This window comes from Pseudomonas sp. NBRC 111143 (genome assembly GCF_001320965.1).
Taxonomy (GTDB): Bacteria; Pseudomonadota; Gammaproteobacteria; order Pseudomonadales; family Pseudomonadaceae; genus Aquipseudomonas; species Aquipseudomonas machongensis.
This window is the reverse complement of sequence record NZ_BCBT01000020.1, coordinates 66,091-87,519: the sequence shown is the minus strand read 5'-3', so window position 1 is coordinate 87,519 and position 21,429 is coordinate 66,091. Positions and strand designations below refer to the sequence as shown.

The 21,429-nt window shown below is 64.0% G+C and carries 20 protein-coding genes and 1 pseudogene; 2 read left to right on the top strand and 19 right to left on the bottom strand.

Features of this window, described 5'->3' with window-relative positions:
- Window positions 1-5: 5 nt before the first annotated feature.
- The 16 genes and pseudogenes from APH44_RS13520 to APH44_RS13450 form a co-directional block, all read right to left on the bottom strand.
- On the bottom strand, window positions 6-602 hold the full coding sequence (locus APH44_RS13520; protein ID WP_054893190.1) for an NAD(P)H-dependent oxidoreductase: 597 nt from the start codon (window positions 600-602) through the stop codon (window positions 6-8).
- Between the two features lie 47 nt (window positions 603-649).
- A complete protein-coding gene (locus APH44_RS13515) occupies window positions 650-1,270 on the bottom strand; it encodes an acyl-homoserine-lactone synthase (RefSeq protein WP_082420817.1) in 621 nt (206 codons plus the stop codon).
- A 112-nt stretch (window positions 1,271-1,382) separates the two neighbouring features.
- On the bottom strand, window positions 1,383-2,093 hold the full coding sequence (locus APH44_RS13510; RefSeq protein WP_063546400.1) for an autoinducer binding domain-containing protein: 711 nt from the start codon (window positions 2,091-2,093) through the stop codon (window positions 1,383-1,385).
- A 260-nt stretch (window positions 2,094-2,353) separates the two neighbouring features.
- On the bottom strand, window positions 2,354-3,058 hold the full coding sequence (locus APH44_RS30685; RefSeq protein WP_371105595.1) for a methyl-accepting chemotaxis protein: 705 nt from the start codon (window positions 3,056-3,058) through the stop codon (window positions 2,354-2,356).
- Window positions 3,059-3,259: 201 nt separating this feature from the next.
- Window positions 3,260-3,472 (bottom strand): annotated as a pseudogene (locus tag APH44_RS30680) (methyl-accepting chemotaxis protein); the annotation flags it as partial.
- 1,032 nt (window positions 3,473-4,504) lie between these two features.
- On the bottom strand, window positions 4,505-5,797 hold the full coding sequence (locus tag APH44_RS13500) for an adenylosuccinate synthase (protein WP_054893188.1): 1,293 nt from the start codon (window positions 5,795-5,797) through the stop codon (window positions 4,505-4,507).
- Between the two features lie 55 nt (window positions 5,798-5,852).
- Window positions 5,853-7,040 (bottom strand): ATP phosphoribosyltransferase regulatory subunit, encoded by a 1,188-nt coding sequence (locus APH44_RS13495; protein ID WP_054893187.1) that lies wholly within the window; start codon window positions 7,038-7,040, stop codon window positions 5,853-5,855.
- A 280-nt stretch (window positions 7,041-7,320) separates the two neighbouring features.
- Window positions 7,321-8,190, bottom strand: coding sequence for a protease modulator HflC (gene hflC / locus APH44_RS13490; protein WP_054893186.1), 870 nt, complete (start codon window positions 8,188-8,190; stop codon window positions 7,321-7,323).
- The gene (gene hflK / locus APH44_RS13485) at window positions 8,190-9,371 is read right to left on the bottom strand and encodes an FtsH protease activity modulator HflK (RefSeq protein ID WP_054893185.1); all 1,182 of its coding nucleotides are present in this window, start codon (window positions 9,369-9,371) and stop codon (window positions 8,190-8,192) included. The genes hflC and hflK overlap by 1 nt, the downstream gene beginning before the upstream one ends.
- 96 nt (window positions 9,372-9,467) lie before the next feature.
- Window positions 9,468-10,769: a ribosome rescue GTPase HflX gene (hflX, locus tag APH44_RS13480; protein WP_054893184.1), complete on the bottom strand. Its 1,302-nt coding sequence runs from the start codon at window positions 10,767-10,769 to the stop codon at window positions 9,468-9,470.
- Window positions 10,770-10,781: 12 nt separating this feature from the next.
- Entirely contained in the window at window positions 10,782-11,042 is a 261-nt protein-coding gene (hfq, locus tag APH44_RS13475) for an RNA chaperone Hfq (protein WP_029612777.1), read from the bottom strand.
- 93 nt (window positions 11,043-11,135) lie between these two features.
- Window positions 11,136-12,107 carry a tRNA (adenosine(37)-N6)-dimethylallyltransferase MiaA gene (gene miaA / locus APH44_RS13470; protein ID WP_054893183.1) on the bottom strand — a complete coding sequence of 324 codons (972 nt, stop codon included), beginning with the start codon at window positions 12,105-12,107 and terminating at the stop codon, window positions 11,136-11,138.
- Between the two features lies 1 nt (window position 12,108).
- The gene (mutL, locus tag APH44_RS13465; RefSeq protein WP_054893182.1) at window positions 12,109-14,010 is read right to left on the bottom strand and encodes a DNA mismatch repair endonuclease MutL; all 1,902 of its coding nucleotides are present in this window, start codon (window positions 14,008-14,010) and stop codon (window positions 12,109-12,111) included.
- Window positions 14,007-15,452 (bottom strand): N-acetylmuramoyl-L-alanine amidase, encoded by a 1,446-nt coding sequence (locus tag APH44_RS13460; protein ID WP_196759876.1) that lies wholly within the window; start codon window positions 15,450-15,452, stop codon window positions 14,007-14,009. The genes mutL and APH44_RS13460 overlap by 4 nt, the downstream gene beginning before the upstream one ends.
- Window positions 15,453-15,917: a tRNA (adenosine(37)-N6)-threonylcarbamoyltransferase complex ATPase subunit type 1 TsaE gene (gene tsaE / locus APH44_RS13455; RefSeq protein ID WP_371105594.1), complete on the bottom strand. Its 465-nt coding sequence runs from the start codon at window positions 15,915-15,917 to the stop codon at window positions 15,453-15,455.
- On the bottom strand, window positions 15,914-16,774 hold the full coding sequence (locus APH44_RS13450) for an NAD(P)H-hydrate dehydratase (RefSeq protein ID WP_054893201.1): 861 nt from the start codon (window positions 16,772-16,774) through the stop codon (window positions 15,914-15,916). Before APH44_RS13450 ends, tsaE begins: the two co-directional genes overlap by 4 nt.
- Before the next feature lie 65 nt (window positions 16,775-16,839).
- Between APH44_RS13450 and queG the strand changes: the two genes are divergently transcribed.
- Window positions 16,840-17,907, top strand: a complete 1,068-nt coding sequence (gene queG / locus APH44_RS13445) for a tRNA epoxyqueuosine(34) reductase QueG (RefSeq protein ID WP_054893180.1) — start codon at window positions 16,840-16,842, stop codon at window positions 17,905-17,907.
- Between the two features lie 88 nt (window positions 17,908-17,995).
- On the opposite strand, the gene APH44_RS13440 is transcribed toward queG, so the two are convergent.
- Window positions 17,996-18,607, bottom strand: coding sequence for a trimeric intracellular cation channel family protein (locus APH44_RS13440; RefSeq protein WP_054893179.1), 612 nt, complete (start codon window positions 18,605-18,607; stop codon window positions 17,996-17,998).
- Between the two features lie 85 nt (window positions 18,608-18,692).
- Window positions 18,693-19,235 carry an oligoribonuclease gene (orn, locus tag APH44_RS13435; protein WP_054893178.1) on the bottom strand — a complete coding sequence of 181 codons (543 nt, stop codon included), beginning with the start codon at window positions 19,233-19,235 and terminating at the stop codon, window positions 18,693-18,695.
- A 92-nt stretch (window positions 19,236-19,327) separates the two neighbouring features.
- Between orn and rsgA the strand changes: the two genes are divergently transcribed.
- A complete protein-coding gene (gene rsgA, locus APH44_RS13430; protein WP_054893177.1) occupies window positions 19,328-20,359 on the top strand; it encodes a small ribosomal subunit biogenesis GTPase RsgA in 1,032 nt (343 codons plus the stop codon).
- Window positions 20,360-20,401: 42 nt separating this feature from the next.
- Here the strand turns inward: rsgA and motB are convergent, their stop codons facing one another.
- Complete coding sequence (gene motB, locus APH44_RS13425) at window positions 20,402-21,427, bottom strand: flagellar motor protein MotB (protein ID WP_054893176.1); 1,026 nt, start codon at window positions 21,425-21,427, stop codon at window positions 20,402-20,404.
- Between the last annotated feature and the right edge of the window lie 2 nt (window positions 21,428-21,429).

Below are 21,429 nucleotides of genomic sequence, written 5' to 3'. Positions count from 1 at the left end.
CCCTGTCATTGCTGGAGCAGGGCGATGGCAGCCAATTCGGCCTTGAGCAGCAGCTTCTCGTAGGCCTCGTCGGGTGACTCCTGGCGGCTGGTGATCAAGCCCGCGATTTCACGCGCAGACTCGTCCAGCGGCTCATCGGCGATGAACACCGACTCGAACAACGGAATCGGCGGCAGGTAATGACCTTTCACGTAGGCGACGGTCTGCTGCAGCGGTCGCAGAAGCTCATCCAGGGTAAAACGGTTGAACCCGCCCGCACGGTAGCCGGACGCTGGCGCCCCGACGGTGGTGACGATCAGAAACTCCTTGTCCTGCAGCTTGTCACCACCGCGCGCATAGGCAAAACCGGGCGTGAAGACATCGTCGATCCAGCGCTTCATCAACGCCGGGCACGAGTACCAGTACAGCGGGAACAGCAGCACGATGCGTTCGTGGGCACACAGCAGCTTCTGCTCGGCGGCAATGTCGAAGCCATTGCTGCCCAGTGCGGCCGACAGAGGGTGCAGCGTGACATTGCTACCTTGCAGGGCTTCGACGATGGCGGCATTGGCCCGCGAGCTGCTCAAGTCAGGATGACCGATTACGACCAGAATGTTATCCATGGAGAAGTCCTTTCAAGTGATGGTGTCCAGGCCGCAGCCAGGGGGGTTCATGCGGCGCGGTGGATTGAACGATAGTCCGCGGCATCTGTAACCTCCCCAATTGTGCAGGCCTGGGTCGGGACGTCGATCCAGCAAGCGAATAGCCAATGGTCGCCCACGCGCATCGGCGCCGCGGCTCGACGGGCGCGATAGCCTGCACGGCGCAGCAATCGCTCGATGCCTAGTGGCGACACGGAGATCAACTGCCGCACGCCCCGAGCGGCCGCACAGCGCAACACGGCATCCAGCAACTGCGTGGCGACGACGGAAGAAAATTGGCCGCCAGAGGTCCGCCCGGCCAGACCAAAATCCATGGCGGAGAAACGCGACAGCTCCCAGATCCGCGAATCACACGGCAGTGTCTGATCGCCCATCAACTGCGGGAATACCTCTGCAAGCAGGTAGCGTTGGTTGGTTGGCAACACGCGCGCCGTGCCTATGACCTGCTCCTGATCATTGCAGGCAAGCACATAGAGCGTCTCGTCATGGTCGAACTGATCACGCTCGCGACCTGGATCACACGCTAACTCCCACCCCAGGGTGTCGACGAATACCCGATAACGATAACGGTCCATCTGCAGCAAGCGCGCCTGCCCCAGCTCCTGCTGTGTTCCAACGACGATTTCCATCTCGCGTCCTCCGGCCAATGTGGAAAGGACGCGTATTCGACTCGAAGTAGGGTGATAGCAAAACTGCACTATTTGGCAGGGTACTTCTGCACATAAGCGCAGGGCGTTCGCGCTAGGCCAGCAACCCCAGAAGCGCCGCCCGCGCTACCGCTGCCGTACGATTCGCAGCGCCCAGTTTGGCGCCGGCATTGCGGGTGTGGAATTTCACCGTTTCAATCGACAAGGTGAGGATGTCGGCAACCTCGTTGAGCGTCTTGCCATCGGCAGCCCAACGCAGCACTTCGCGCTCACGTTCGGAAAGCGGGGACTGCGGCTGCGGTTGCCAGGAGTCCGAGAGCAGCCGCGAGAAGCCTTGGTGGGCGACATTCGCCAGCCAGCGCATCCGCGTCTCATGGGCACGCAACTCACAGGCGCCGATCCCTTCGCCAGAGCGCGCCAAGGTCAGCATCCCCCCGCCCTTGCTCCCCTCCAGACACGATTGCGCCCAACCGTGGCGAAGACCGGCCTGCCGTGCCTCATCCCACAACTGCGGAGCGTCGGCGAATATTTCGTCGCCCCAGACCACTGGCTGCATCGAGCGCTGACAGTGGCGGACCGTCGGGTCAAGGAGCAGGTACCCATTGGCATGGTAATGATCACACCATGACCGGCTGTAGTTGCTGAGCATGACGATCCGCGGCTTGGTGACAGGCAGCGGCGTGCGCAGGCCATAAGCACAGTAATCGAAGCCCAGACGGCGCGCGGCTGCCTTGACCTCTTCCAACAACGTTTGCGTATCGCGCGCGTCATAAACCGCCGCCAGCATGTCGCCCATCCATTGCATTTATTATTCTCTCCATGAATGTGAAGCTGCTGCAGCCGCCCCCCCCCTGAAGGTGCGAGCCTAGCGGAGCTGCAACAGCCGGACATTGAGCGATATCAATTCGCCACAACGTTAACGAATACTACCGCGCGGTATTTATCCCGTGGCCGGCCTGGTCGGTTCGGCACCTTGGCGCTGACGATACAAGCACAGCGTTACAAAAATGCTGGCGCCCCCGGGCGATTCACCGATATCTCCTGCCTATCTGGATTGACGCCTGCTCAAGCCCTGAACTGCCCCAGACTCGCCCTCAACTGCGCCGCCAGATCATCCAGCACCTTGCTGCTGGCCGTGGTCTGCATCACCACTTCGGCCGAGCGCTCTGCCTGCGCGTGGATATTCTCGACCCGCCCACGCACCGCCTGGGCGCCGCTGGCTTGCTGCTCGGCGGCACGAGTCGCCAGGCCGATGGCGGCATGCACCTGCTCCACCGCCGCCTGCACCGACTGCTGGCGGCGTTCGTTATCGCGCAGCACCAGCAGCCCTTCGCTGGCCTGGCGCCCCGCCTGGCCGATGGTGGCCACAGCCTCTTTCGCCCCCTGTTGCAAGGCAACGATATGCGCCTGGATATCGCCGGTGGAGCTCTGCGTCTTGCTTGCCAGAGCCCGCACTTCATCGGCTACCACTGCAAAACCGCGCCCTGTCTCACCGGCACGCGCCGCCTCGATCGCCGCGTTGAGCGCAAGCAGGTTGGTCTGCTCGGCGATGCCGTGGATCACGGTCAGCACCACTTCGATCTGCTCGCTCTGCTTGGCGAGGCGCTCGATGACCTGCGAGCCGCTTTCCACTTCCCCCGCCAGCTTCTCGATCAGCTTGGCCAGCTGGGTCGAGGCGCGACTGTTCTCGTCGGTAGCCTGGCGGATATCCACGACCTGCTGCAACGCCGCCTGCATGGCATGGCTCTCGGCCTGAGCCTCGTCGGCCATGCTCGACAGGTCGCGCAGACTCGCCGCCACCTCGTCGCGCTGCAACGCTGCCGCTGCATCGGCCCCCGCATTGCGCTGGGCCATGGTGCCGATCTCCACCCCGGTACGCTGGGCCACTTCACCGGCTTCGCGAACGATCGGCTGAAGCTTGTCGACGAAGCGGTTGACCGCCGACGCCATGTCGCCGATCTCGTCACGGCTGTCGAGCGCCACACGCTTGGTCAGGTCGCCCTCCCCGGCGGCCAGGTCGTCGAGGGCAGCGATGAGCAGGCGCAGCTTGCTGACCACCCGTCGCCCCAGCACCACGGCAACCACCAACAGCACGCCAAGCCCGACCAGCACCAGGCCGACGCCGATGCGCCAACGCAGCTCGCCGGCCGCGTCGCGAACCGTCTGCGCGGTATTTGCCTGCATGGCAGTGGCGCTGTTCTGCGCGGTCTCAAGACGAGCCTGCAGAGTCTTGCCGCTATCGGCCGCGGCAGCGCCGAGGCTCTCGCCGACCAGTTGCTCGCCACTGGCGATCAGGGCGGCAAAGCGCTGGTCGAGCGCCTTGAGCTCTTGATCGACGGCGGCGGTGGAGACCCCCATGAGTACCTTGCCGATCTGGGCGCCATTGGGGCTGATCGAAGCCTCGACGAAGTACACCGATGGATCCCGGCGCGCAGCGTCGAGCACCTTGTCCAGCGCCCGCTCGCCCTGACCCTTTTCCATCAGCGCCTGATTGATCGGGTTCTGGCGGTTGAGGTAACGGGTGAGGTGCTCGCCCTCGGCGTTGTCGTAGATCACGAACAACACGTTGGGATTGCGCTGCGCGCGACGAGCGAAGTCAGATAGGGTGGGGACGTCATTGTCCCAGATCGCCCTCGGTGCCACCGAGGCCAGCAACTCGGCCATATCGTTGGCCGACTCCTTGAGGCTTTGCTCCAGCGTGGTGCGTAGCTGTTGCTGTTCGCTCTGTAATCGCGTGGAAAGCCCCGCGCTCAGGCGTTGCCGGGTACTGGCCGAGAGGCTGTCGAGACCGGAGCGCACATCTTGCCCGGCCTGCTCCAGCTCACCTGCCAGCTTGCGACTGTCAGCGCCCAGGCGTTCGCCCAGGTCGGCCTCCAGCGCAGTGACGGTGCTGCGGGTCAGCACGACGGCGACCACGACTTGCACCAGAAGAGCGATACCAAGTGCAACAAAAACAGGCCGCAGGAGGCGGCTTCGTAACAGAGAGAGGATGGCAGACACGTTTGAACCCCCGTGTTTCTGGCGCCATTACTTTGATGGCATCTACAGAATCTTCTTACAGCAAGGGTCATGCCTGAAGCAGGAGGGAAATACGCCAAGGTCTAGCAGCCCGATGAACCGTAGTAGCGGGCTTACCCGCGAAAGACCACTGCAGCCAGGAACAAAAACGCCGCAACCCCTTGCAGGGCTGCGGCGCAGGATCAGCCAGAAGGCAGATCAGGCGAACGGATGACGCAGCACGATGGTCTCGTTGCGGTCCGGGCCGGTGGAGATGATGTCGATCGGGGCACCGACCAGCTCCTCGATGCGCTTGATGTAGTTGCGCGCGGCCTGCGGCAGCTCTTCCAGGGCTTTCACGCCCAGGGTCGACTCGCTCCAGCCTGGCATCTCTTCGTACACCGGCTCCAGGCCGATGTAGCTGTCGGCATCGGAAGGCGCGTCGATCACCGCACCGTTCTCGTTCTTGTAGCCGACGCAGATGTTGATGGTTTCCAGACCGTCCAGCACGTCCAGCTTGGTCAGGCAGATACCCGAGATGCTGTTGACGTCGATGGCACGACGCAGGATCACGGCATCGAACCAGCCGCAGCGACGGGCACGACCGGTGGTGGAGCCGAACTCATGGCCACGCTTGGCCAGGGTAGCACCGGTTTCGTCGAACAGTTCGGTCGGGAACGGACCGGAACCCACGCGGGTGGTGTAGGCCTTGGTGATACCGAGGATGTAGTCCAGGTACATCGGGCCAACGCCGGAACCGGTGGAGATGCCGCCAGCGGTGGTGTTCGAGCTGGTGACGTACGGGTAGGTGCCGTGGTCGATGTCCAGCAGCGAGCCCTGGGCGCCTTCGAACATGATGTCCTTGCCGGCACGGCGCAGGTTGTGCAGTTCGGCGGTGACGTCGAGCATCATCGGCTTGAGCTGCTCGGCATAGGCCATGCACTCGTCGAGGGTCTGCTGGAAGTCGATGGCCGGCTCTTTGTAGTAATTGACCAGCTGGAAGTTGTGGTAGTCCAGCAGCTCACCGAGCTTGGCGGCGAAACGCTCGCGGTGGAACAGGTCGCCCACGCGCAAGCCGCGACGGGCGACTTTGTCTTCATAGGCTGGGCCGATACCACGGCCGGTAGTGCCGATCTTGGCTTCGCCACGGGCCTTTTCACGGGCCTGGTCCAGCGCCACGTGGTACGACAGGATCAGCGGAGCAGCCGGGCTGATGCGCAGGCGCTCGCGAACCGGTACGCCCTTCTCTTCCAGCTTGGTGATTTCGCGCATCAGGGCGTCCGGCGCGACGACGACGCCGTTGCCGATCAGGCACTGTACGCCTTCACGCAGGATACCCGACGGGATCAGGTGCAGAACGGTCTTCTCACCGTTGATCACCAGGGTGTGGCCCGCGTTGTGGCCGCCCTGGTAACGCACGACGGCGGCAGCATGTTCGGTCAGCAGATCGACGATCTTGCCTTTGCCCTCATCACCCCACTGGGTGCCCAGGACGACGACATTCTTACCCATAACACTTGTCCTCATTCACGCAACTTGGTTGCCGGCCCATTGCCGGCGAAGAATCTCAATGGGTCAGCGGCAGAACCTGCCAGCGCCCGTCTTGCTGAATCAATTGCCGATCACAATCCGCCTCGAGAGCAGCACTCAGCGGCTGGCCAGGCAGTGCCTGGACCACACGCTGGCCCTCGTTGCGCAACTGGCAGACCTGCTGCCAGAGGGCCGCGTCGCCACTGTCCGGCATCCAGATGCCGCCAGAAGGCAATACGACCTCCGCTCGCCCCAGTGTGACCAGGGTCTTCAAATCCGTGGAGAAACCGGTGGCCGGACGTGCCCGGCCGAAGTCGGCGCCGATGTCATCGTAGCGTCCACCCTGGGCGATCGACTGGCCGACACCGGGTACGAACACCGCGAACACCACGCCGGTGTGATAGTTGTAGCCGCGCAGCTCGCCCAGGTCGAAGTACAGCGGCAGGTCCGGGTAACGCGCCGCCAGGCGATCGGCGATGGCCAGCAGGTCGTCCAGGGCCGCCAGCACGCTGGCCGGAGCTCGGCCCAGGCGCACGCGGGCGTCGGCCAGCACTTCGCGACCACCGCACAGTTCGACCAGGGCACGCAGCATGTTGCCCAGGTCTTTCGGCAGGTCGGCGGTCAGCTCGTGAACTTCATCGACAGCCTTGCGCTGGAGCGCATCGAACAACTGCTGCTCGACCGCGCCCGACAGGCCGGCGGCACGAGCCAGGCCGCGGTAGATACCGACGTGCCCCAGATCCATATGCACATCGGCAACGTCGGTCAGTTGCAAGGTGGTCAGCATCAGGCTGATCACTTCGACGTCGCTGGTCGGACTGGCGTCGCCATACAACTCGGCACCCAACTGGATCGGGCTGCGCGAAGTCGACAACGCACGCGGCTCGGCGTGCAGCACACTGCCGGCGTAGCACAGGCGGCTCGGGCCTTCGCGGCGCAGGGTGTGGGCATCGATGCGCGCCACCTGCGGCGTGAAGTCGGCACGGAAACCCATCAGGCGACCGGACTGCGGGTCGACCACCTTGAAGGTACGCTGATCCAGGTCCTGGCCGGCGCCGGTAAGCAGCGACTCCAGGTACTCGATATGTGGGGTGACGACCAGTTCATAACCCCAACTCTGGAACAGGTCCAACACCCGGCGACGCGCAATCTCGATGCGCGCCGCTTCAGGTGGCAGTACTTCCTCGATGCCATCTGGCAGAAGCCAGCGGTCTACCGTTGCCATTACGCCATTTCCCCTCTGGTCCGGGCGGCCGCCCAACAGGTTAGCCGTCTGTGAAGCAGGCATTGGCGCACAACAGCAGGCAGCACCGATCCCAGCGCCGCCGCCGTGCCAACACCCTCGAAAAACTGCGCGTCCTGTCCAAGTCGTCAAAAAGCCGGGGGCCAATCAACCTTGCAGACGCAAAAAAGCCGGGAATTTCCCGGCTGACTCATCATACACCCCTTTTGATTCGGGATGCACCCCACCGGGCGTTTTAGCTGCCCGGCGGGGGTCTTTCCTGTTACGGCTTGCTCTTGTCCAGGAAGCGGAAGAACTCGTTCTTCGGATCCAGGACCAGCACGTCGCTCTTGCTGGCAAAGCTCTCGCGATAAGCCTGCAGGCTGCGGTAGAACACATAGAAATCAGCGTCCTGGCCGTAGGCCTTGGCATAGATGGCAGCCGATTGGGCATCGCCATCACCACGGGTTTCTTCAGCTTCACGGTAGGCTTCAGCCAGCAGCACACGGCGCTGACGATCGGCATCTGCACGAATACCTTCAGCCAGCTCGTTACCCTTGGCACGGTGCTCGCGCGCTTCACGCTCACGCTCGGTGCTCATACGGTCGAACACGCTGCGGTTGACTTCCTTCGGCAGGTCGATGGCCTTGACGCGGACGTCGATGACCTCGATCCCCAGCTCCTTGTTGGCCATGCGGTTCAACGAAGCGGTGATGTCGGCCATCAGCGCGTCACGTTCACCGGATACCACCTCATGCAGGGTGCGCTTACCGAACTGGTCACGCAGGCCGCTTTCCAGACGACGCGACAGACGCTCGTCGGCGATCTGCTTCATACCCGAGGTCGCGGTGTAGAAACGCTCGGCGTCCTTCACCCGCCACTTGGCGTAGGCATCGACCATCACGGCTTTCTTCTCCAACGTCAGGAAACGCTGGGTCGGGGCGTCGAGGGTCATCAGACGGGCGTCGAACTTGCGCACCTGGTTGACGTACGGAACCTTCACATGCAGGCCCGGCTGGACATCCGCCTGGACCACACGGCCGAACTGCAGCAATACCGCGCGCTCGGTCTGCGACACGATGTAGAAGCAGTTCCAGGCGACGATCGCCAGCACCACAGCGGCGATCAGGGCGAACAGCGATTTATTGCTCATCAGCGGCTCTCCCTAGTGCGCAGCGGCTGTTGTTGCTGTTGCAGGTCCTGTACAGCGCGGGTGGCGGCGTCGTTGACCGACGGCGACACGCTGCTGGACGGCGCTGCAGTGTTGCGGCTGCCTTCGACCATCTTGTCCAGTGGCAGGTAGAGCAGGTTGTTCTGCCCGTCCTTGGTGGCCACCATGACCTTGCTGGTGTTGCTGTACACCTCCTGCATGGTCTCCAGGTACAGACGCTGACGGGTGACGTCCGGCGCCTTGCGGTACTCGGCGACCAGCTTGGTGAAGCGATCGGCCTCACCCTTGGCACGGGCGATCACTTCATCGCGGTAACCGTTGGCATCCTCGATGATGCGCTGCGCCTGACCACGGGCCTCAGGCACCACGCCATTGGCGTAGGACTCGGCCTGGTTGCGCGCACGCTGCTCGTCCTCACGGGCGCGGATCACGTCGTCGAAGGCTTCCTGCACTTCACGCGGGGCTGCCGCGCTCTGTACGTTGACCTGGGTGACGGTGATACCGGTGCGGTAGGTGTCGAGGAAGCGCTGCAGGCGTTCGCGGATATCCACGGCCATCTGCTCACGACCTTCGGTCAGCACCTGGTCCATCGAGGTGGAGCCCACGACATGGCGCAGGGCACTGTCGGTGGCGTGCTGCAAGCTTACTTCCGGCTGGTCGACGTTGAGAACGAAGTCCTGCAGGTTGCTGATCTTGTACTGCACGGTCAGCGGCACCTCGACGATGTTCTCGTCCTCGGTGAGCATCTGGCCCTGCTTGGTGTACGCACGCTCACGCGTGACGTTTTCCATGTACTTGCGGTCGATCGGCGGGAAGTAGATGTTCAGGCCCGGCCCCACGGTCTCGTAGTACTTGCCGAAGCGCAGCACCACGGCCTGCTCCTGCTCGTCGACCACGTAGACGGCGCTGTACAGCCAGATTGCCGCCAGAACTGCCAGGCCAATGCCCAGCAAGCCGTAGCCGCCACCCTTGCCGATGTTGCGGTCACCACCGCCACCGCGTTTCTTGCTGCCGCCGAACATGCCGTTCAGGCTGTCATGCAGCTTGCGGAAGGCCTCGTCGAGATCCGGTGGTCCCTTCTTGTCGCCACCACCACCGCCACCACGGCGGCCGCCCCAGGGATCCTGATTGTTCGAGTTGCCACCCGGCTCGTTCCAAGCCATAGCGCTCTCCATCTGATAAAGCAAAGACGCGCCCACGGCGCGCCGTCCAATGCTACAGAATGCCTGTCACGGCTGCCCGGCGACCTCGACGGGCATTTATTGCAAAGTGTGTTGCTCGATGAACACTTCAGGCTCAAGGCCTGCGCGGCTGATCAGGCGATTGAGCTCGACCCGGGGCAGACGCACGCTCAGCAAGCTGCTGCCCTGTTCATCGTGTTCTTCGCCTTGCACTGCCCCCAGTTCGAAGAATTGCGCGCGCAAGCGTGCAAGTCGCTGTTCCAGGCGCAGGGTTCCGACAAACAGATCATCCCCCAGCAATTCGGCTATCGCCTGCCCCACAAGCTCAAGGCCACGCCCGTCGCGGGCCGAAACCCAGACCCGCTCCGGCTTGCCGTCGGCATCGCGCTGGATCTGCGGCTCGACATCTTCGAGCAGGTCGAGTTTGTTATAGACCTCGAGGATCGGCAAGCCTTCGGCACCGATCTCGCCCAGCACCGCGAGCACCTGTTCGATCTGCTCCATGCGCTCGGGCTCGTGCGCATCGATCACATGCAGCAGCAGATCGGAGTTGCTCGACTCTTCGAGCGTAGCCCGAAAAGCCTCGACCAGCTTGTGCGGCAAGTGGCGAATGAAGCCCACGGTGTCGGCCAGCACGATCGGCCCCAGGTCGTCCAGCTCGAGCCTGCGCAATGTCGGGTCGAGCGTGGCGAACAACTGGTCGGCCGCGTACACCTCCGATTGCGTCAGGGCGTTGAACAGCGTGGACTTGCCGGCGTTGGTATAGCCCACCAGCGACACCGAGGGGATGTCCGCGCGCTTGCGTCCGCGCCGGGCCTGCTCGCGTTGGCTGCGCACCTTCTCCAGACGCGCCTTGATCTGACGCAGGCGCACCCGCAGCAGGCGGCGGTCGGTTTCAAGCTGGGTTTCACCCGGGCCGCGCAGGCCGATACCACCTTTCTGTCGCTCAAGGTGGGTCCAGCCGCGCACCAGCCGCGTGCTCATGTGCTCGAGCTGGGCCAGTTCGACCTGCAGCTTGCCTTCGTGAGTCCGCGCCCGTTGGGCGAAGATATCGAGAATCAGACCGGTACGGTCAAGCACGCGGCACTCGAAGACGCGCTCGAGGTTGCGCTCCTGACTGGGCGTGAGGGTGTGATTGAAAATCACCAGGTCGGCTTCTTCGGCCTTGACCAGGTCGCGCAGTTCCTCGACCTTGCCGCTGCCGATCAGAAACTTGGCTGTGGGCTGGTGCCGGGCAACCGTGGCCAGGTGGACGATGTCCGCTCCGGCCGACAGTGCCAGCTCCTGAAACTCCTGCGGGTCTTCGCGCGCCTCAGGGTTCTGACCTTCCAAGTGAACGAGCAACGCCCGCTCACCACCACCGTGGCGCTCAAAGAACAATGCAGGCTCCTATCAGGCGTTGCCTGGCTCGCTGTCGCCGTGCTCGGAATCGGACGGGCTTGGCAGACGAACCGGACGGGCAGGTACGACAGTGGAAATCGCGTGCTTGTAGACCATCTGGCTGACGGTGTTCTTCAGCAGCACGACGAACTGGTCGAAAGATTCGATCTGGCCTTGCAGCTTGATGCCGTTGACCAGGTAGATCGAGACCGGGACCTTTTCTTTTCTCAAGGTGTTCAAGTAAGGGTCTTGTAGCGAATGCCCTTTTGACATATGCCGCACTCCTGTAAGGATCAATAGTAAAAAACTGAAAAAATTCGTTCATTAAGGCCGTCAGTCGCAAGAATAGACGGCAATTGCAGGGACTCAGCTCAATATGGAGACCGATTCCAGGTATTTCAAGGTGCGGGACAGATTGTCGCAGGCCAGGCTGTCCAGCCAGTGTACGTCGGACCAGCTACGCAACCAGGTGAACTGCCGCTTGGCCAGCTGGCGGGTGGCGATGATACCGCGTTCGCGCATCTGCTCGGCTGTCAGTTTGCTGTCCAGATAGTCCCATACCTGCCTGTACCCCACTGCCCGTATAGACGGCAGCCCGACATGCAAGTCACTTCTGGCCCGCAGCTCTCGGACCTCGTCGACGAAGCCCTGTTCCAGCATCTGCGAAAATCGTAGCGCAATTCGCTCATGCAAAATGTGACGATCTGTAGGCGCAATCGCCAGACTGGCGACAGTATAGGGCAAATGCCCGCCCGCGCCTGCGTCTGAACCGCGGGTTTCGGCTGATTGACGCTCGCGGTGGGCGGTCATGCTCTCGCCGCTCACCCGGTATACCTCCAGCGCACGGATCAACCGCTGCGGATCGTTCGGATGAATGCGCGCCGCCGATACCGGGTCGATCTCGGCCAACTGCCGGTGCAGCTCCCCCAGGCCCAGCTCGCGGGCCTGGGCCTCGAGTTCGGCGCGAACCTCGGCATCAGCGGGCGGCATGTCGGCCAGGCCGTCCACCAGCGCCTTGTAGTACAGCATGGTGCCGCCGACCAGCAGCGGGATCTTGCCACGCGCAGTGATCTCGGCCATGGCCTGCAGCGCATCGCCACAGAATTGCGCCGCCGAATAGCTCTCGGCCGGGTCGCGGATGTCTACCAGCCGGTGCGGATGGGCAGCCAGCACCTCTGGCGAAGGCTTGGCGGTGCCGATGTCCATGCCGCGGTAGACCATGGCCGAGTCGACGCTGATCAGCTCGCAAGGCAGGGACTGTGTAAGGGCAATGGCCAGGTCGGTCTTGCCGGCAGCCGTCGGGCCCATGAGAAAAATCGCTGGGGGCTTGCCACTCATGTCATCGACCGCGCAGGAAAAGTTTGTCCAGATCATCCAGGCCCATCTGGGTCCAGGTCGGTCGGCCGTGGTTGCACTGGCCGCTGCGCTCGGTGTTCTCCATGTCACGCAGCAAGGCGTTCATCTCCGGGATCGCCAGGCGTCGGTTGGCACGCACCGCACCGTGGCAGGCCATGGTGCCGAGCAGCTCGTTGATGTGCGCCTGAATGCGGTCGCTGGTGCCGTACTCCATGAGATCGGCGAGTACATCCTGCACCAGGCGGTTGGCCTCGGCCTGCTTGAGCAACGCGGGGATCTGGCGGATCGCCAGGGTTTCCGGGCCCAGGCGCTGCAGCTCGAAGCCCAGGCGCTGGAAGGTCTGGGCATGCTCCTCGGCGCAGTCGGCCTCACGCTGGCTCACCGCCAGTGACTCGGGCACCAGCAGCGGCTGGCCACTGAGCCCTTCGCTGGCCATCGCCAGCTTCAGGCGCTCGTACATGATCCGCTCGTGGGCGGCGTGCATGTCTACCAGCACCAGGCCCACGGCGTTCTCGGCGAGGATGTAGATACCCTTGAGCTGAGCCAGGGCATAGCCCAGCGGGGGAATGTCACCCTGGCTTTCCGGCAGCGCCACAGGAGGCTGGGCGCTGGTCTCCAGCGGGGCGAAGTACTCGCGGTAGACTGCTTGCGCCTCTGCTGCCGGCACCGGCTGCGACGGGCGTGGCGTGTATTGGTACTGGTAGCCTGCGCCCGCACCACCGCTGGAGAACGACGGCTGCTGCTGCGCCTGGGGCTGTTCGAGCACCGAGGCGGCCAGGCGCATCTCGCCCTGGGGGCCGAACTCACCGGCCTGCAAGCCGCTGGGGCGCACGATCTCGGTCGTTGCCGCCGGCGCCGCGAGTTGATCCTCGGGGCGCACATCGGCCAGCGCACGGTGCAAGGTGCCGTACAGGAAGTCGTGGACCATCCGCCCTTCACGAAAGCGCACTTCGTGCTTGGTCGGGTGCACGTTGACATCGACACCGGTGGGATCGAGTTCCAGGAACAGCACGAAGGTCGGGTGCCGCCCGTTGAACAGCACGTCGCGATAGGCCTGGCGCACCGCGTGGGCGACCAGTTTGTCGCGCACCGCACGACCATTGACGAAGAAGTACTGCAGGTCTGCCTGGCTGCGCGAGAAGGTCGGCAAGCCGACCCAGCCCCACAGGCGCAGGCCATTGCGCTCTACCTCGATCGGCAGCGCCTGCTCGAGGAAGCCTGGCCCGCAGATCGCCCCGACCCGCCGCGCGCGCGACAGCTCGTCGGGCGCCTCATGCAGGCTGAGGATGCTCTTGCCGTTGTGGCGCAGGTGAAAGCCCACATCAAAGCGCGCCAGCGCCAGGCGCCGGATCACTTCCTGCAGATGATCGAATTCGGTTTTCTCGGCCTTGAGGAACTTGCGCCGGGCCGGGGTATTGAAGAACAGGTCGCGTACTTCGACCGAAGTACCGATGGGGTGCGCCGCCGGCTGCACACGCGGGAGCATGTCTCGGCCCTCGGTCTCGACCTGCCAGGCTTCGCTGGCATTGGCGGTACGCGAGGTCAGGGTCAGGCGCGCCACCGAACTGATCGACGCAAGTGCCTCGCCACGAAAGCCCAGGCTGAGCACGCCCTCGAGGTCTTCCAGCTCGCGGATCTTGCTGGTCGCGTGGCGCGCCAGCGCCAGAGGCAGGTCGTCCGGGGCGATGCCACTGCCATCGTCACGCACGCGCAGCAGCTTCACGCCGCCCTGTTCGACATCCACGTCGATGCGCCGGGCACCGGAATCCAGGCTGTTCTCCAGCAGCTCCTTGGCCACCGACGCAGGGCGTTCGACCACCTCGCCGGCGGCGATCTGGTTGGCCAGCCGCGGGCTGAGCAGCTGGATTCGCGAATCACCACTCATTGCTGGGACGCCAGGGTGGTGGCCGGAATGTCGAGGTGCTGACCGACCTTGAGCTCATCGCTCTTGAGGTTGTTGGTGCTACGCAGGCTGGCAACGCTGACCTGATAACGCACGGCGATCATCGCCAGCGTCTCGCCCGGGCGCACGCTGTGTTCACGTGGACCCTGGGCGATCTTGCCGGAATCGCGCAACCAGGCGATGTAGGTGCCTGGCGGCGGGTTCTGCTGGAAGAACTGACGCACACCGCTATGAATCGAGCGGGCCAGCGCCTGCTGGTGACTCTTGGTTGCCAGCTTGTTGGCTTCGTTGGCGTTTGAGATGAAACCGGTCTCGACCAGGATCGACGGAATGTCCGGCGACTTCAGCACCATGAATCCCGCCTGTTCCACGCGCTGCTTGTGCAGCGGCGTGATGCGGCCCATGTTGCCCAGCACTTTCTGGCCCACGTTGAGGCTGGAACTGAGCGTTGCCGTCATCGAGAGGTCGAGCAGCACACCGGCAAGCATGCGGTCCTTGTCATCGAGGCTGACGTTACCGGCACCGCCGATAAGGTCGGAGCGGTTCTCGCTGTCGGCCAGCCAGCGCGCGGTCTCGGAGGTAGCGCCACGGTCGGACAGGGCAAATACCGAGGCGCCGAAGGCCGCTTTCGACGGCGCGGCGTCGGCGTGGATGGAGATAAACAGGTCAGCGCCCTTCTTGCGGGCAATCTCGGTGCGCTTGCGCAACGGAATGAAGTAGTCGCCGGTCCGGGTCAGTTCGGCGCGATAACCTTTCTCGGTGTTGATCTGGCGCTGAAGCTCGCGCGCGATATCGAGCACGATGTCTTTCTCGTGCTGGCCACGCGAGCCGGAGGCGCCAGGGTCTTCCCCGCCATGGCCGGCGTCGATGGCGACCACGATGTCACGCTTGCCGTTGGGCACCGGCGGCAACTTGATCGCCGGTTGCGCCGGTGTCACCGGTACTGCGGGCGTGGTGGCTGGCGCCTGGGTGACCGGCGGCGGCGTGGGGTTGCTGGCGGCAACCGCATCGGCTTCCTGGTCGTACAGGTCGACCACCAGGCGATTGCCGTACTGGGCGTTGGGTGCAAGGGTGAAGCTTTTGGGCGTGACAGCCTTTTTCAGGTCGACCACCACGCGCAGGTCGGTGGCGGTACGCTGGGCCGAGCGCACGCTGGTGATAGGCGTGTTCGAGGTGGAGACGTTCAATGGCGAGGCGAGCGTCGCACCATTGATGTCGATGACCAGGCGATCAGGCGCGCTGAGCGTGAAGACGCTGTGCTGCACCGGGCCCGACAGGTCGAAGACCAGGCGCGTGTTGTCCGGCGCGCGCCACAGGCGCATGCTCTTGACTTGTGTGACGGCCAGAGCGTCAACGGTCACCGCTGTCAGCAGCAGTCCAACGACGGCGACCAGTGCGCGAATGCGCAGCATACCTTTCCCCACTTACGATTTGTTTTCGGCAGCCAGAGCGGCACACCAGGCTTCGCCGCGAGCCCCCTGCGGCGACAGGTTCAGCGAGCGGCCGCCCGCCTGGGGGCTTATGGTAATGGTCAGGTCGGGCTTTGGCAAAACGCCCGCGCCCTTCTGCGGCCATTCGAAAAGACACAGCGGATCGCCTTCGAAATAATCGCGAATTCCCATGAACTCTAGCTCTTCTGGATCGACCAGGCGGTAAAGGTCGAAATGGAAGGCGCGGATATCGCCTATTTCATAAGGTTCGACCACGGTGAAGGTCGGGCTTTTTACTGCGCCAGTGTGGCCCAATCCACGGATCAGGCCTCGCGACAAGGTAGTCTTGCCGGCGCCCAGGTCGCCTTCCAGAAAGATCACGCCATGGCCGCCGGTGACCTTGGCGAGCGCTGCGCCGAACGCAACGGTGGCCGGCTCGTCGGCCAGAAACAGGGTTATGCCTGACACGCTGAATGTTCCTCCAACAATTCTCGAATGACCGGAGCCAGATCGCTGGCCGCCAGACCTCTGCCCTGCGCGCCCAGGCGTTCGCCAGCGCAGGCGTGTAACCAGACGCCCAGGCCCGCCGCCTGCCAGGCGTCCAGGCCCTGGGCGAGCAACGCGGCCAGCACGCCGGTCAGCACATCACCCAGGCCGGCGCCGGCCATGGCCGGGTGGCCTCGCTCGCACAGCCGCAACTGGCCGCTCGGGTCGGCGACCAGGGTTCCGGCGCCCTTGAGCACGCAGACACTGTCATAGCGACGCGCCAGTTTACGCGCAGCCCCGGGCCGGTCGACCTGCACGGCCTCGGTGGAAACGCCCAGCAAACGCGCAGCCTCCCCAGGATGCGGGGTCAGGATGCTGCCGCCCGGCAAGGCCAGGGGCGTACGCGCCAGCAAGTTGAGCGCATCGGCGTCCCAGACCTGCGGCAGGTGTGCATTGGCGACTGCCGACAGCAGGCTGCGGCCCCAGGCCGCCTGGCCAAGACCAGGCCCGACCACCAGCACCGAAGCGCGCTCCAGCACCGCCATCAACTGGTTGGCCGAACTGACGCCCAGGCACATGGTTTCCGGCAGGCGGCTGAGGCTCGCGCCCACATGCTCGGGGCGTGTCGCCACGCTGACCAGCCCGGCACCACAGCGCAGCGCCGCCTCGGCACTGAGCAGTACGGCGCCGCCGGTACCCAAGTCGCCGCCAACCACCAGCACATGGCCAAAATCGCCCTTGTGGGCAGTTGCTGGCCGCGCAGGCAGGTGCGCGACGGTCACGCTGCTGAGCGTTTGCGCGGTATTGGCGTGGTGTTTGGTCTGAGGCATGGGGTCAAAGGCTCCGATGTCTGGCAGAATTATACGCACCTGAGCCTGCAATGCCTTGTCCATCAATGTCCGCCTCCTCTCTAGACCTCCCAGTACTGGCCCAATCGATCAAGGATTGGGGCCGCGAACTCGGTTTTGCCCACGTGGGCATCGCCGATGTCGAGCTTGGCGAGCATGAACAGCACTTGCAGCGCTGGCTTGAGGCTGGCCATCACGGCGAGATGGACTATATGGCAGCGCACGGCACGAAACGTTCGCGCCCTGCCGAACTGATCCCCGGCACCTTGCGGGTGGTTTCGCTGCGCATGGACTATCTGCCCGGCGATACGCAGATGGCCCAGCGCCTGGCTCAACCGGAAAAAGCCTATATCTCTCGCTACGCACTGGGCCGCGACTACCACAAGCTGGTGCGCAAGCGCGTGCAGCACCTGGCCGACCGCATCCAGGAAACCATCGGCCCCTTCGGCTACCGCGCTTTCGTCGACAGCGCTCCGGTACTGGAAAAGGCCATCGCCCAACAGGCCGGGCTCGGCTGGATCGGCAAGAACACCCTGCTGCTCAACCGTAAGGCGGGCAGCTACTTCTTCCTCGCCGAGCTGTTTGTCGATCTGCCACTGCCCGCCGACGAAGCCCAGACCAGCGAGCATTGCGGGCGCTGCCAGGCGTGCCTGGACATCTGCCCCACCGCGGCCTTCGTCGGGCCCTACCAGCTCGATGCGCGACGCTGCATCTCGTACCTCACCATCGAGCTCAAGGACGCGATCCCGCTGGAGCTGCGACCTCTGATCGGCAACCGGGTGTTCGGTTGCGACGACTGCCAGATCGTCTGCCCCTGGAACCGCTTCGCCAAATCGACCGGCGAGGACGACTTCAAGCCTCGCCACGGGCTGGACAACGCCGAGCTGGCGGCACTGTTCCTGTGGGACGAAAAGACCTTTCTCAGCCGCACCGAAGGCTCGCCGCTACGTCGCGCCGGTTACGAGCGCTGGCTGCGCAACCTGGCGGTCGGGCTGGGCAATGCACCTTCGACGATCGCCGTGCTCGAGGCCCTGAAAGCGCGGCGCGAGCATCCTTCGGCATTGGTCAGGGAGCACGTGGAGTGGGCGTTGGCGCGGCACGAGGCGGCGGGCTGACAGGCAAAGTACAACTTTTCGCGGGCAAGCCCGCTCCCACAGTGAGAGCGGGCTTGCCCGTGAAAAGGCCGCATTCGATCCCGAAGACTCAATGCTCGTCGTTGTAGTGGAACTTGGGCATTTCCCAGTGAAAGCGGATGGCCAGCAAACGCAAGAGGAAGCCGCCAAACAGCGTCAGCAGCATCGCCTGCTCGGCCGGCACCTTGAAGTACACGCAACCCAGATAGAACCAGGCCGCAGCGAACGACACGCTGGCATACAGCTCCCGACGAAACACCAGCGGAATGTCGTTGCAGAAGATATCGCGCAGGATCCCGCCGAACACACCGGTGATCACCCCGCTGATCGACGCCACCAGCATCCCCTGGCCCATTTCCAGTGCAGTCATGCAGCCAATCAAGGTGAAGGCCACCAATCCGAGGGCGTCGAGGACCAGGAACAGCGAGCGCAGGTGACGCATCAGCGGCGCGATGAAGATCGTCAGCAATGCGGCGAAACTGGTCAGCACCAGGTATTCGGGGTGCTTCACCCAGGTCAGCGGGTAGTGCCCAAGCAGTACGTCGCGCACCGAGCCGCCACCCAGGGCGGTGATGCAGGCGATCAGTACCACGCCGAACCAGTCCATGCCGCGCCGACCAGCAGACAAGGCGCCAGTCATGGCTTCGGCAGTGATGGCGATGAGGTAGAGCATCAACAGCATGGCGCAGATCCGTGCGAGAAAAGGCGCGCAGTCTACTCAGTCGCGCGTGGCACCAAAAGGGGGCGTATGCACGCCCCCTGATTCATCAGACCTTGATGAAATGCTCGCGATAGTGACGCAGCTCGGCGATCGACTCGCGGATGTCATCCAGTGCCAGGTGGGTGCTGCCTTTCTTGAAGCTGTCGCGCACGTCCGGCGCCCAGCGCGCAGCGAGCTCCTTGAGCGTGGAGACATCGAGGTTGCGGTAGTGGAAGTAGCCTTCCAGCGCGCGCATGTGACGATAGAGGAAGCGGCGGTCCTGACAGATGCTGTTGCCGCAGATGGGTGACTTGCCCTTCGGTACCCACTGCTCGAGAAAGGCGATGGTCTGGGCTTCGGCTTCGGCCATGTCGATACGGCTTTCGCGCACGCGCTGGGTCAGCCCCGAGGCGCCATGGGTACGGGTGTTCCACTCGTCCATGCGCGCCAGGACTTCGTCGCTGTGATGAATGGCGATCACCGGGCCTTCGGCCAGGGTGTTCAGCTCGCTGTCGGTGACGATAGTGGCCATCTCGATGATGACGTCGTTGTCCGGATCCAGGCCGGTCATCTCCAGATCGATCCAGATCAGGTTCTGTGGGTTGTGCATGAATGAGCTCCTCGAATAGGCCAACATATTAGCCTAGTGGAGCGTGCTAAACTGCCTGCCGTTTTCTTTTGCCCCGCCAACACGGAACCTCCATGGCCAAACGCCAGCTCAACCGCCGCCAGAACTGGCGCATCGAAAAGATCCAGGGTGAACGCGCCGCCCGCGCCGCCAAACGCGAGCAGCACGCCCTGCAAGAGCTCGAAGGCGGCGACCTGGGGCCCGAACAACTGGGCCTGGTGATCGCCCACTTCGGCGTCACGGTCGAGGTCGAGGCCCAGGACGGCGACGTCGCAGGCCAGGTGTTCCGCTGCCACTTGCGCGCCAACCTGCCTGCCCTGGTCACAGGCGACAAGGTGGTCTGGCGGGCCGGCAACCAGGGCAACGGTGTGATCGTCGCGCAGATGCCGCGCAGCACCGAGCTGTGCCGGCCGAACAACCACGGCCAGCTCAAGCCGGTCGCGGCCAACGTCGACCTGACCGTGATCGTCTTCGCCCCGGCACCCGAGCCCCAGGCCAATCTCATCGACCGCTACCTGGTTGCAGCCGAGCACGCTGGCATCCGCCCGCTGCTGTTGCTGAACAAGGCCGACCTGATCAACGACGACAACGCAGCGACGCTCAATGCGCTGCTAGCGGTGTACCGCGATCTCGGTTACCCGCTGCTCGAAGTGTCCGCACACCACGGCGATGGCATGCAGCGCCTGCAGCAGACACTGGACGAGCACATCAGCGTGTTCGTCGGGCAGTCGGGCGTGGGCAAGTCGTCGCTGGTCAACAGCCTGCTGCCGCAGGCGCAGACGCGGGTGGGCGATCTGTCGGAGTGGTCGGGCCAGGGTACCCACACCACCACCACCGCACGGCTCTACCACTTCCCCAACGGCGGCGACCTGATCGACTCCCCCGGTATCCGCGAGTTTGGCTTGGCGCATGTCAGCCGTGACGATGTGGAAGCGGGCTTCATCGAGTTCCGCGACCTGCTCGGCAACTGTCGCTTCCGCGACTGCAAGCATGACCGCGAGCCCGGCTGCGCGTTGCTCAAAGGTCTGGAGGAAGGGCGTATCTCGGCGCAGCGGATGCACAGCTACCGCTCGATCGTGGCAAGCCTGACGCAAGACACCTACTGAAGATGCAGGAGCGGCGTTGCGCCGCTCCTGCAGATGACGAACTCAGTTTTCCTTGGGCTCGTCCATCTTCAGCACGCCATCCTCGAAGATGTTCAGCTTCTGGCGCAGCTCACGCGGCTGCATCGGCGTCGAGCCATCGGCCGGCGCGGCGGAGGCACCAGGTGCTCCTGGCGCCGCATCGGCAGGCGGGGTTGGGTTGGCCGGTGCCTCAGGTGTACCCTGCTCGCCCTCGATATCCCGCTGCGCTTTTTTGGTCAGTACGATGATGTCGATCCGGCGGTTGACCGGGTTGAACGGGTTTTCGCGGTCGAACAGCGACGACGAGGCGTAACCCACCACTCGCGCCACCTGGCCATCCGGATAACCACCCGCCACCAGCGCACGCCGCGCGGCGTTGGCACGGTTGGCCGACAGCTCCCAGTTGCCGAAATCACCGGTACCGGCATAAGGCTTGGCATCGGTGTGGCCGCTGACGCTGATCTTGTTCGGCACGGCCTTGATGGTGTCGGCCATGGCCAGCAGGATGTCTTCGAAGTAGGGCTTCAGGCGCGCACTGCCGAGGTCGAACATCGGCCGGTTCTCGGCGTCCATGATCTGGATGCGCAGGCCGTCCTGGGTGATCTCGAACAGGATCTGGTCCTTGAACTTCTGCAGCTGCGGATTTTCCTCGACCTTGTTCTGCAGCTCCTGCAGCAGCAGTTGCAGCCGCTCCTGCTCGACCTGGTCGGCCATGGTCTCGATCCGGTCCTTGTCCATCTGCACGCTGGTGTCAGGCGTCGGCTCGGACTTCTCCTCCGGGTTGATGGTCTTTTCCGGGGCCAGCTGCGGCGAGCCGCCCAGGTCGATGACGTAGGGCGTACCGCTTTCGGAGAAGCCAATCGGATCCTTGAAGTAGCCGGCGATGGCGATCTTCTGCTCCGGGGTGGCCGTGGACAGCAACCACAGCACCAGGAAGAACGCCATCATCGCCGTGGCGAAGTCGGCGAAGGCGATCTTCCAGGAGCCGCCATGGTGGCCGTCGCCGTAGCGCTTGACGCGCTTGACGATGATGGGCTGATTGTTCTCCATGG

What these genes read in the sequence shown, in the direction of transcription:
- APH44_RS13515 (WP_082420817.1), bottom strand. Translation starts at nt 1,270, where the DNA reads ATGGAAATCGTCGTTGGAACACAGCAGGAGCTGGGGCAGGCGCGCTTG.
- APH44_RS30685 (WP_371105595.1), bottom strand. Translation starts at nt 3,058, where the DNA reads ATGGCCGACGAGGCTCAGGCCGAGAGCCATGCCATGCAGGCGGCGTTG.
- mutL (WP_054893182.1), bottom strand. Translation starts at nt 14,010, where the DNA reads ATGAGTGGTGATTCGCGAATCCAGCTGCTCAGCCCGCGGCTGGCCAAC.
- hflC (WP_054893186.1), bottom strand. Translation starts at nt 8,190, where the DNA reads ATGAGCAATAAATCGCTGTTCGCCCTGATCGCCGCTGTGGTGCTGGCG.
- APH44_RS13510 (WP_063546400.1), bottom strand. Translation starts at nt 2,093, where the DNA reads ATGCAATGGATGGGCGACATGCTGGCGGCGGTTTATGACGCGCGCGAT.
- miaA (WP_054893183.1), bottom strand. Translation starts at nt 12,107, where the DNA reads ATGAGTGGCAAGCCCCCAGCGATTTTTCTCATGGGCCCGACGGCTGCC.
- APH44_RS13520 (WP_054893190.1), bottom strand. Translation starts at nt 602, where the DNA reads ATGGATAACATTCTGGTCGTAATCGGTCATCCTGACTTGAGCAGCTCG.
- motB (WP_054893176.1), bottom strand. Translation starts at nt 21,427, where the DNA reads ATGGAGAACAATCAGCCCATCATCGTCAAGCGCGTCAAGCGCTACGGC.
- APH44_RS13450 (WP_054893201.1), bottom strand. Translation starts at nt 16,774, where the DNA reads ATGCCTCAGACCAAACACCACGCCAATACCGCGCAAACGCTCAGCAGC.
- rsgA (WP_054893177.1), top strand. Translation starts at nt 19,328, where the DNA reads ATGGCCAAACGCCAGCTCAACCGCCGCCAGAACTGGCGCATCGAAAAG.
- queG (WP_054893180.1), top strand. Translation starts at nt 16,840, where the DNA reads ATGTCCGCCTCCTCTCTAGACCTCCCAGTACTGGCCCAATCGATCAAG.
- APH44_RS13500 (WP_054893188.1), bottom strand. Translation starts at nt 5,797, where the DNA reads ATGGGTAAGAATGTCGTCGTCCTGGGCACCCAGTGGGGTGATGAGGGC.
- hfq (WP_029612777.1), bottom strand. Translation starts at nt 11,042, where the DNA reads ATGTCAAAAGGGCATTCGCTACAAGACCCTTACTTGAACACCTTGAGA.
- orn (WP_054893178.1), bottom strand. Translation starts at nt 19,235, where the DNA reads ATGCACAACCCACAGAACCTGATCTGGATCGATCTGGAGATGACCGGC.
- APH44_RS13495 (WP_054893187.1), bottom strand. Translation starts at nt 7,040, where the DNA reads ATGGCAACGGTAGACCGCTGGCTTCTGCCAGATGGCATCGAGGAAGTA.
- hflK (WP_054893185.1), bottom strand. Translation starts at nt 9,371, where the DNA reads ATGGCTTGGAACGAGCCGGGTGGCAACTCGAACAATCAGGATCCCTGG.
- APH44_RS13440 (WP_054893179.1), bottom strand. Translation starts at nt 18,607, where the DNA reads ATGCTGTTGATGCTCTACCTCATCGCCATCACTGCCGAAGCCATGACT.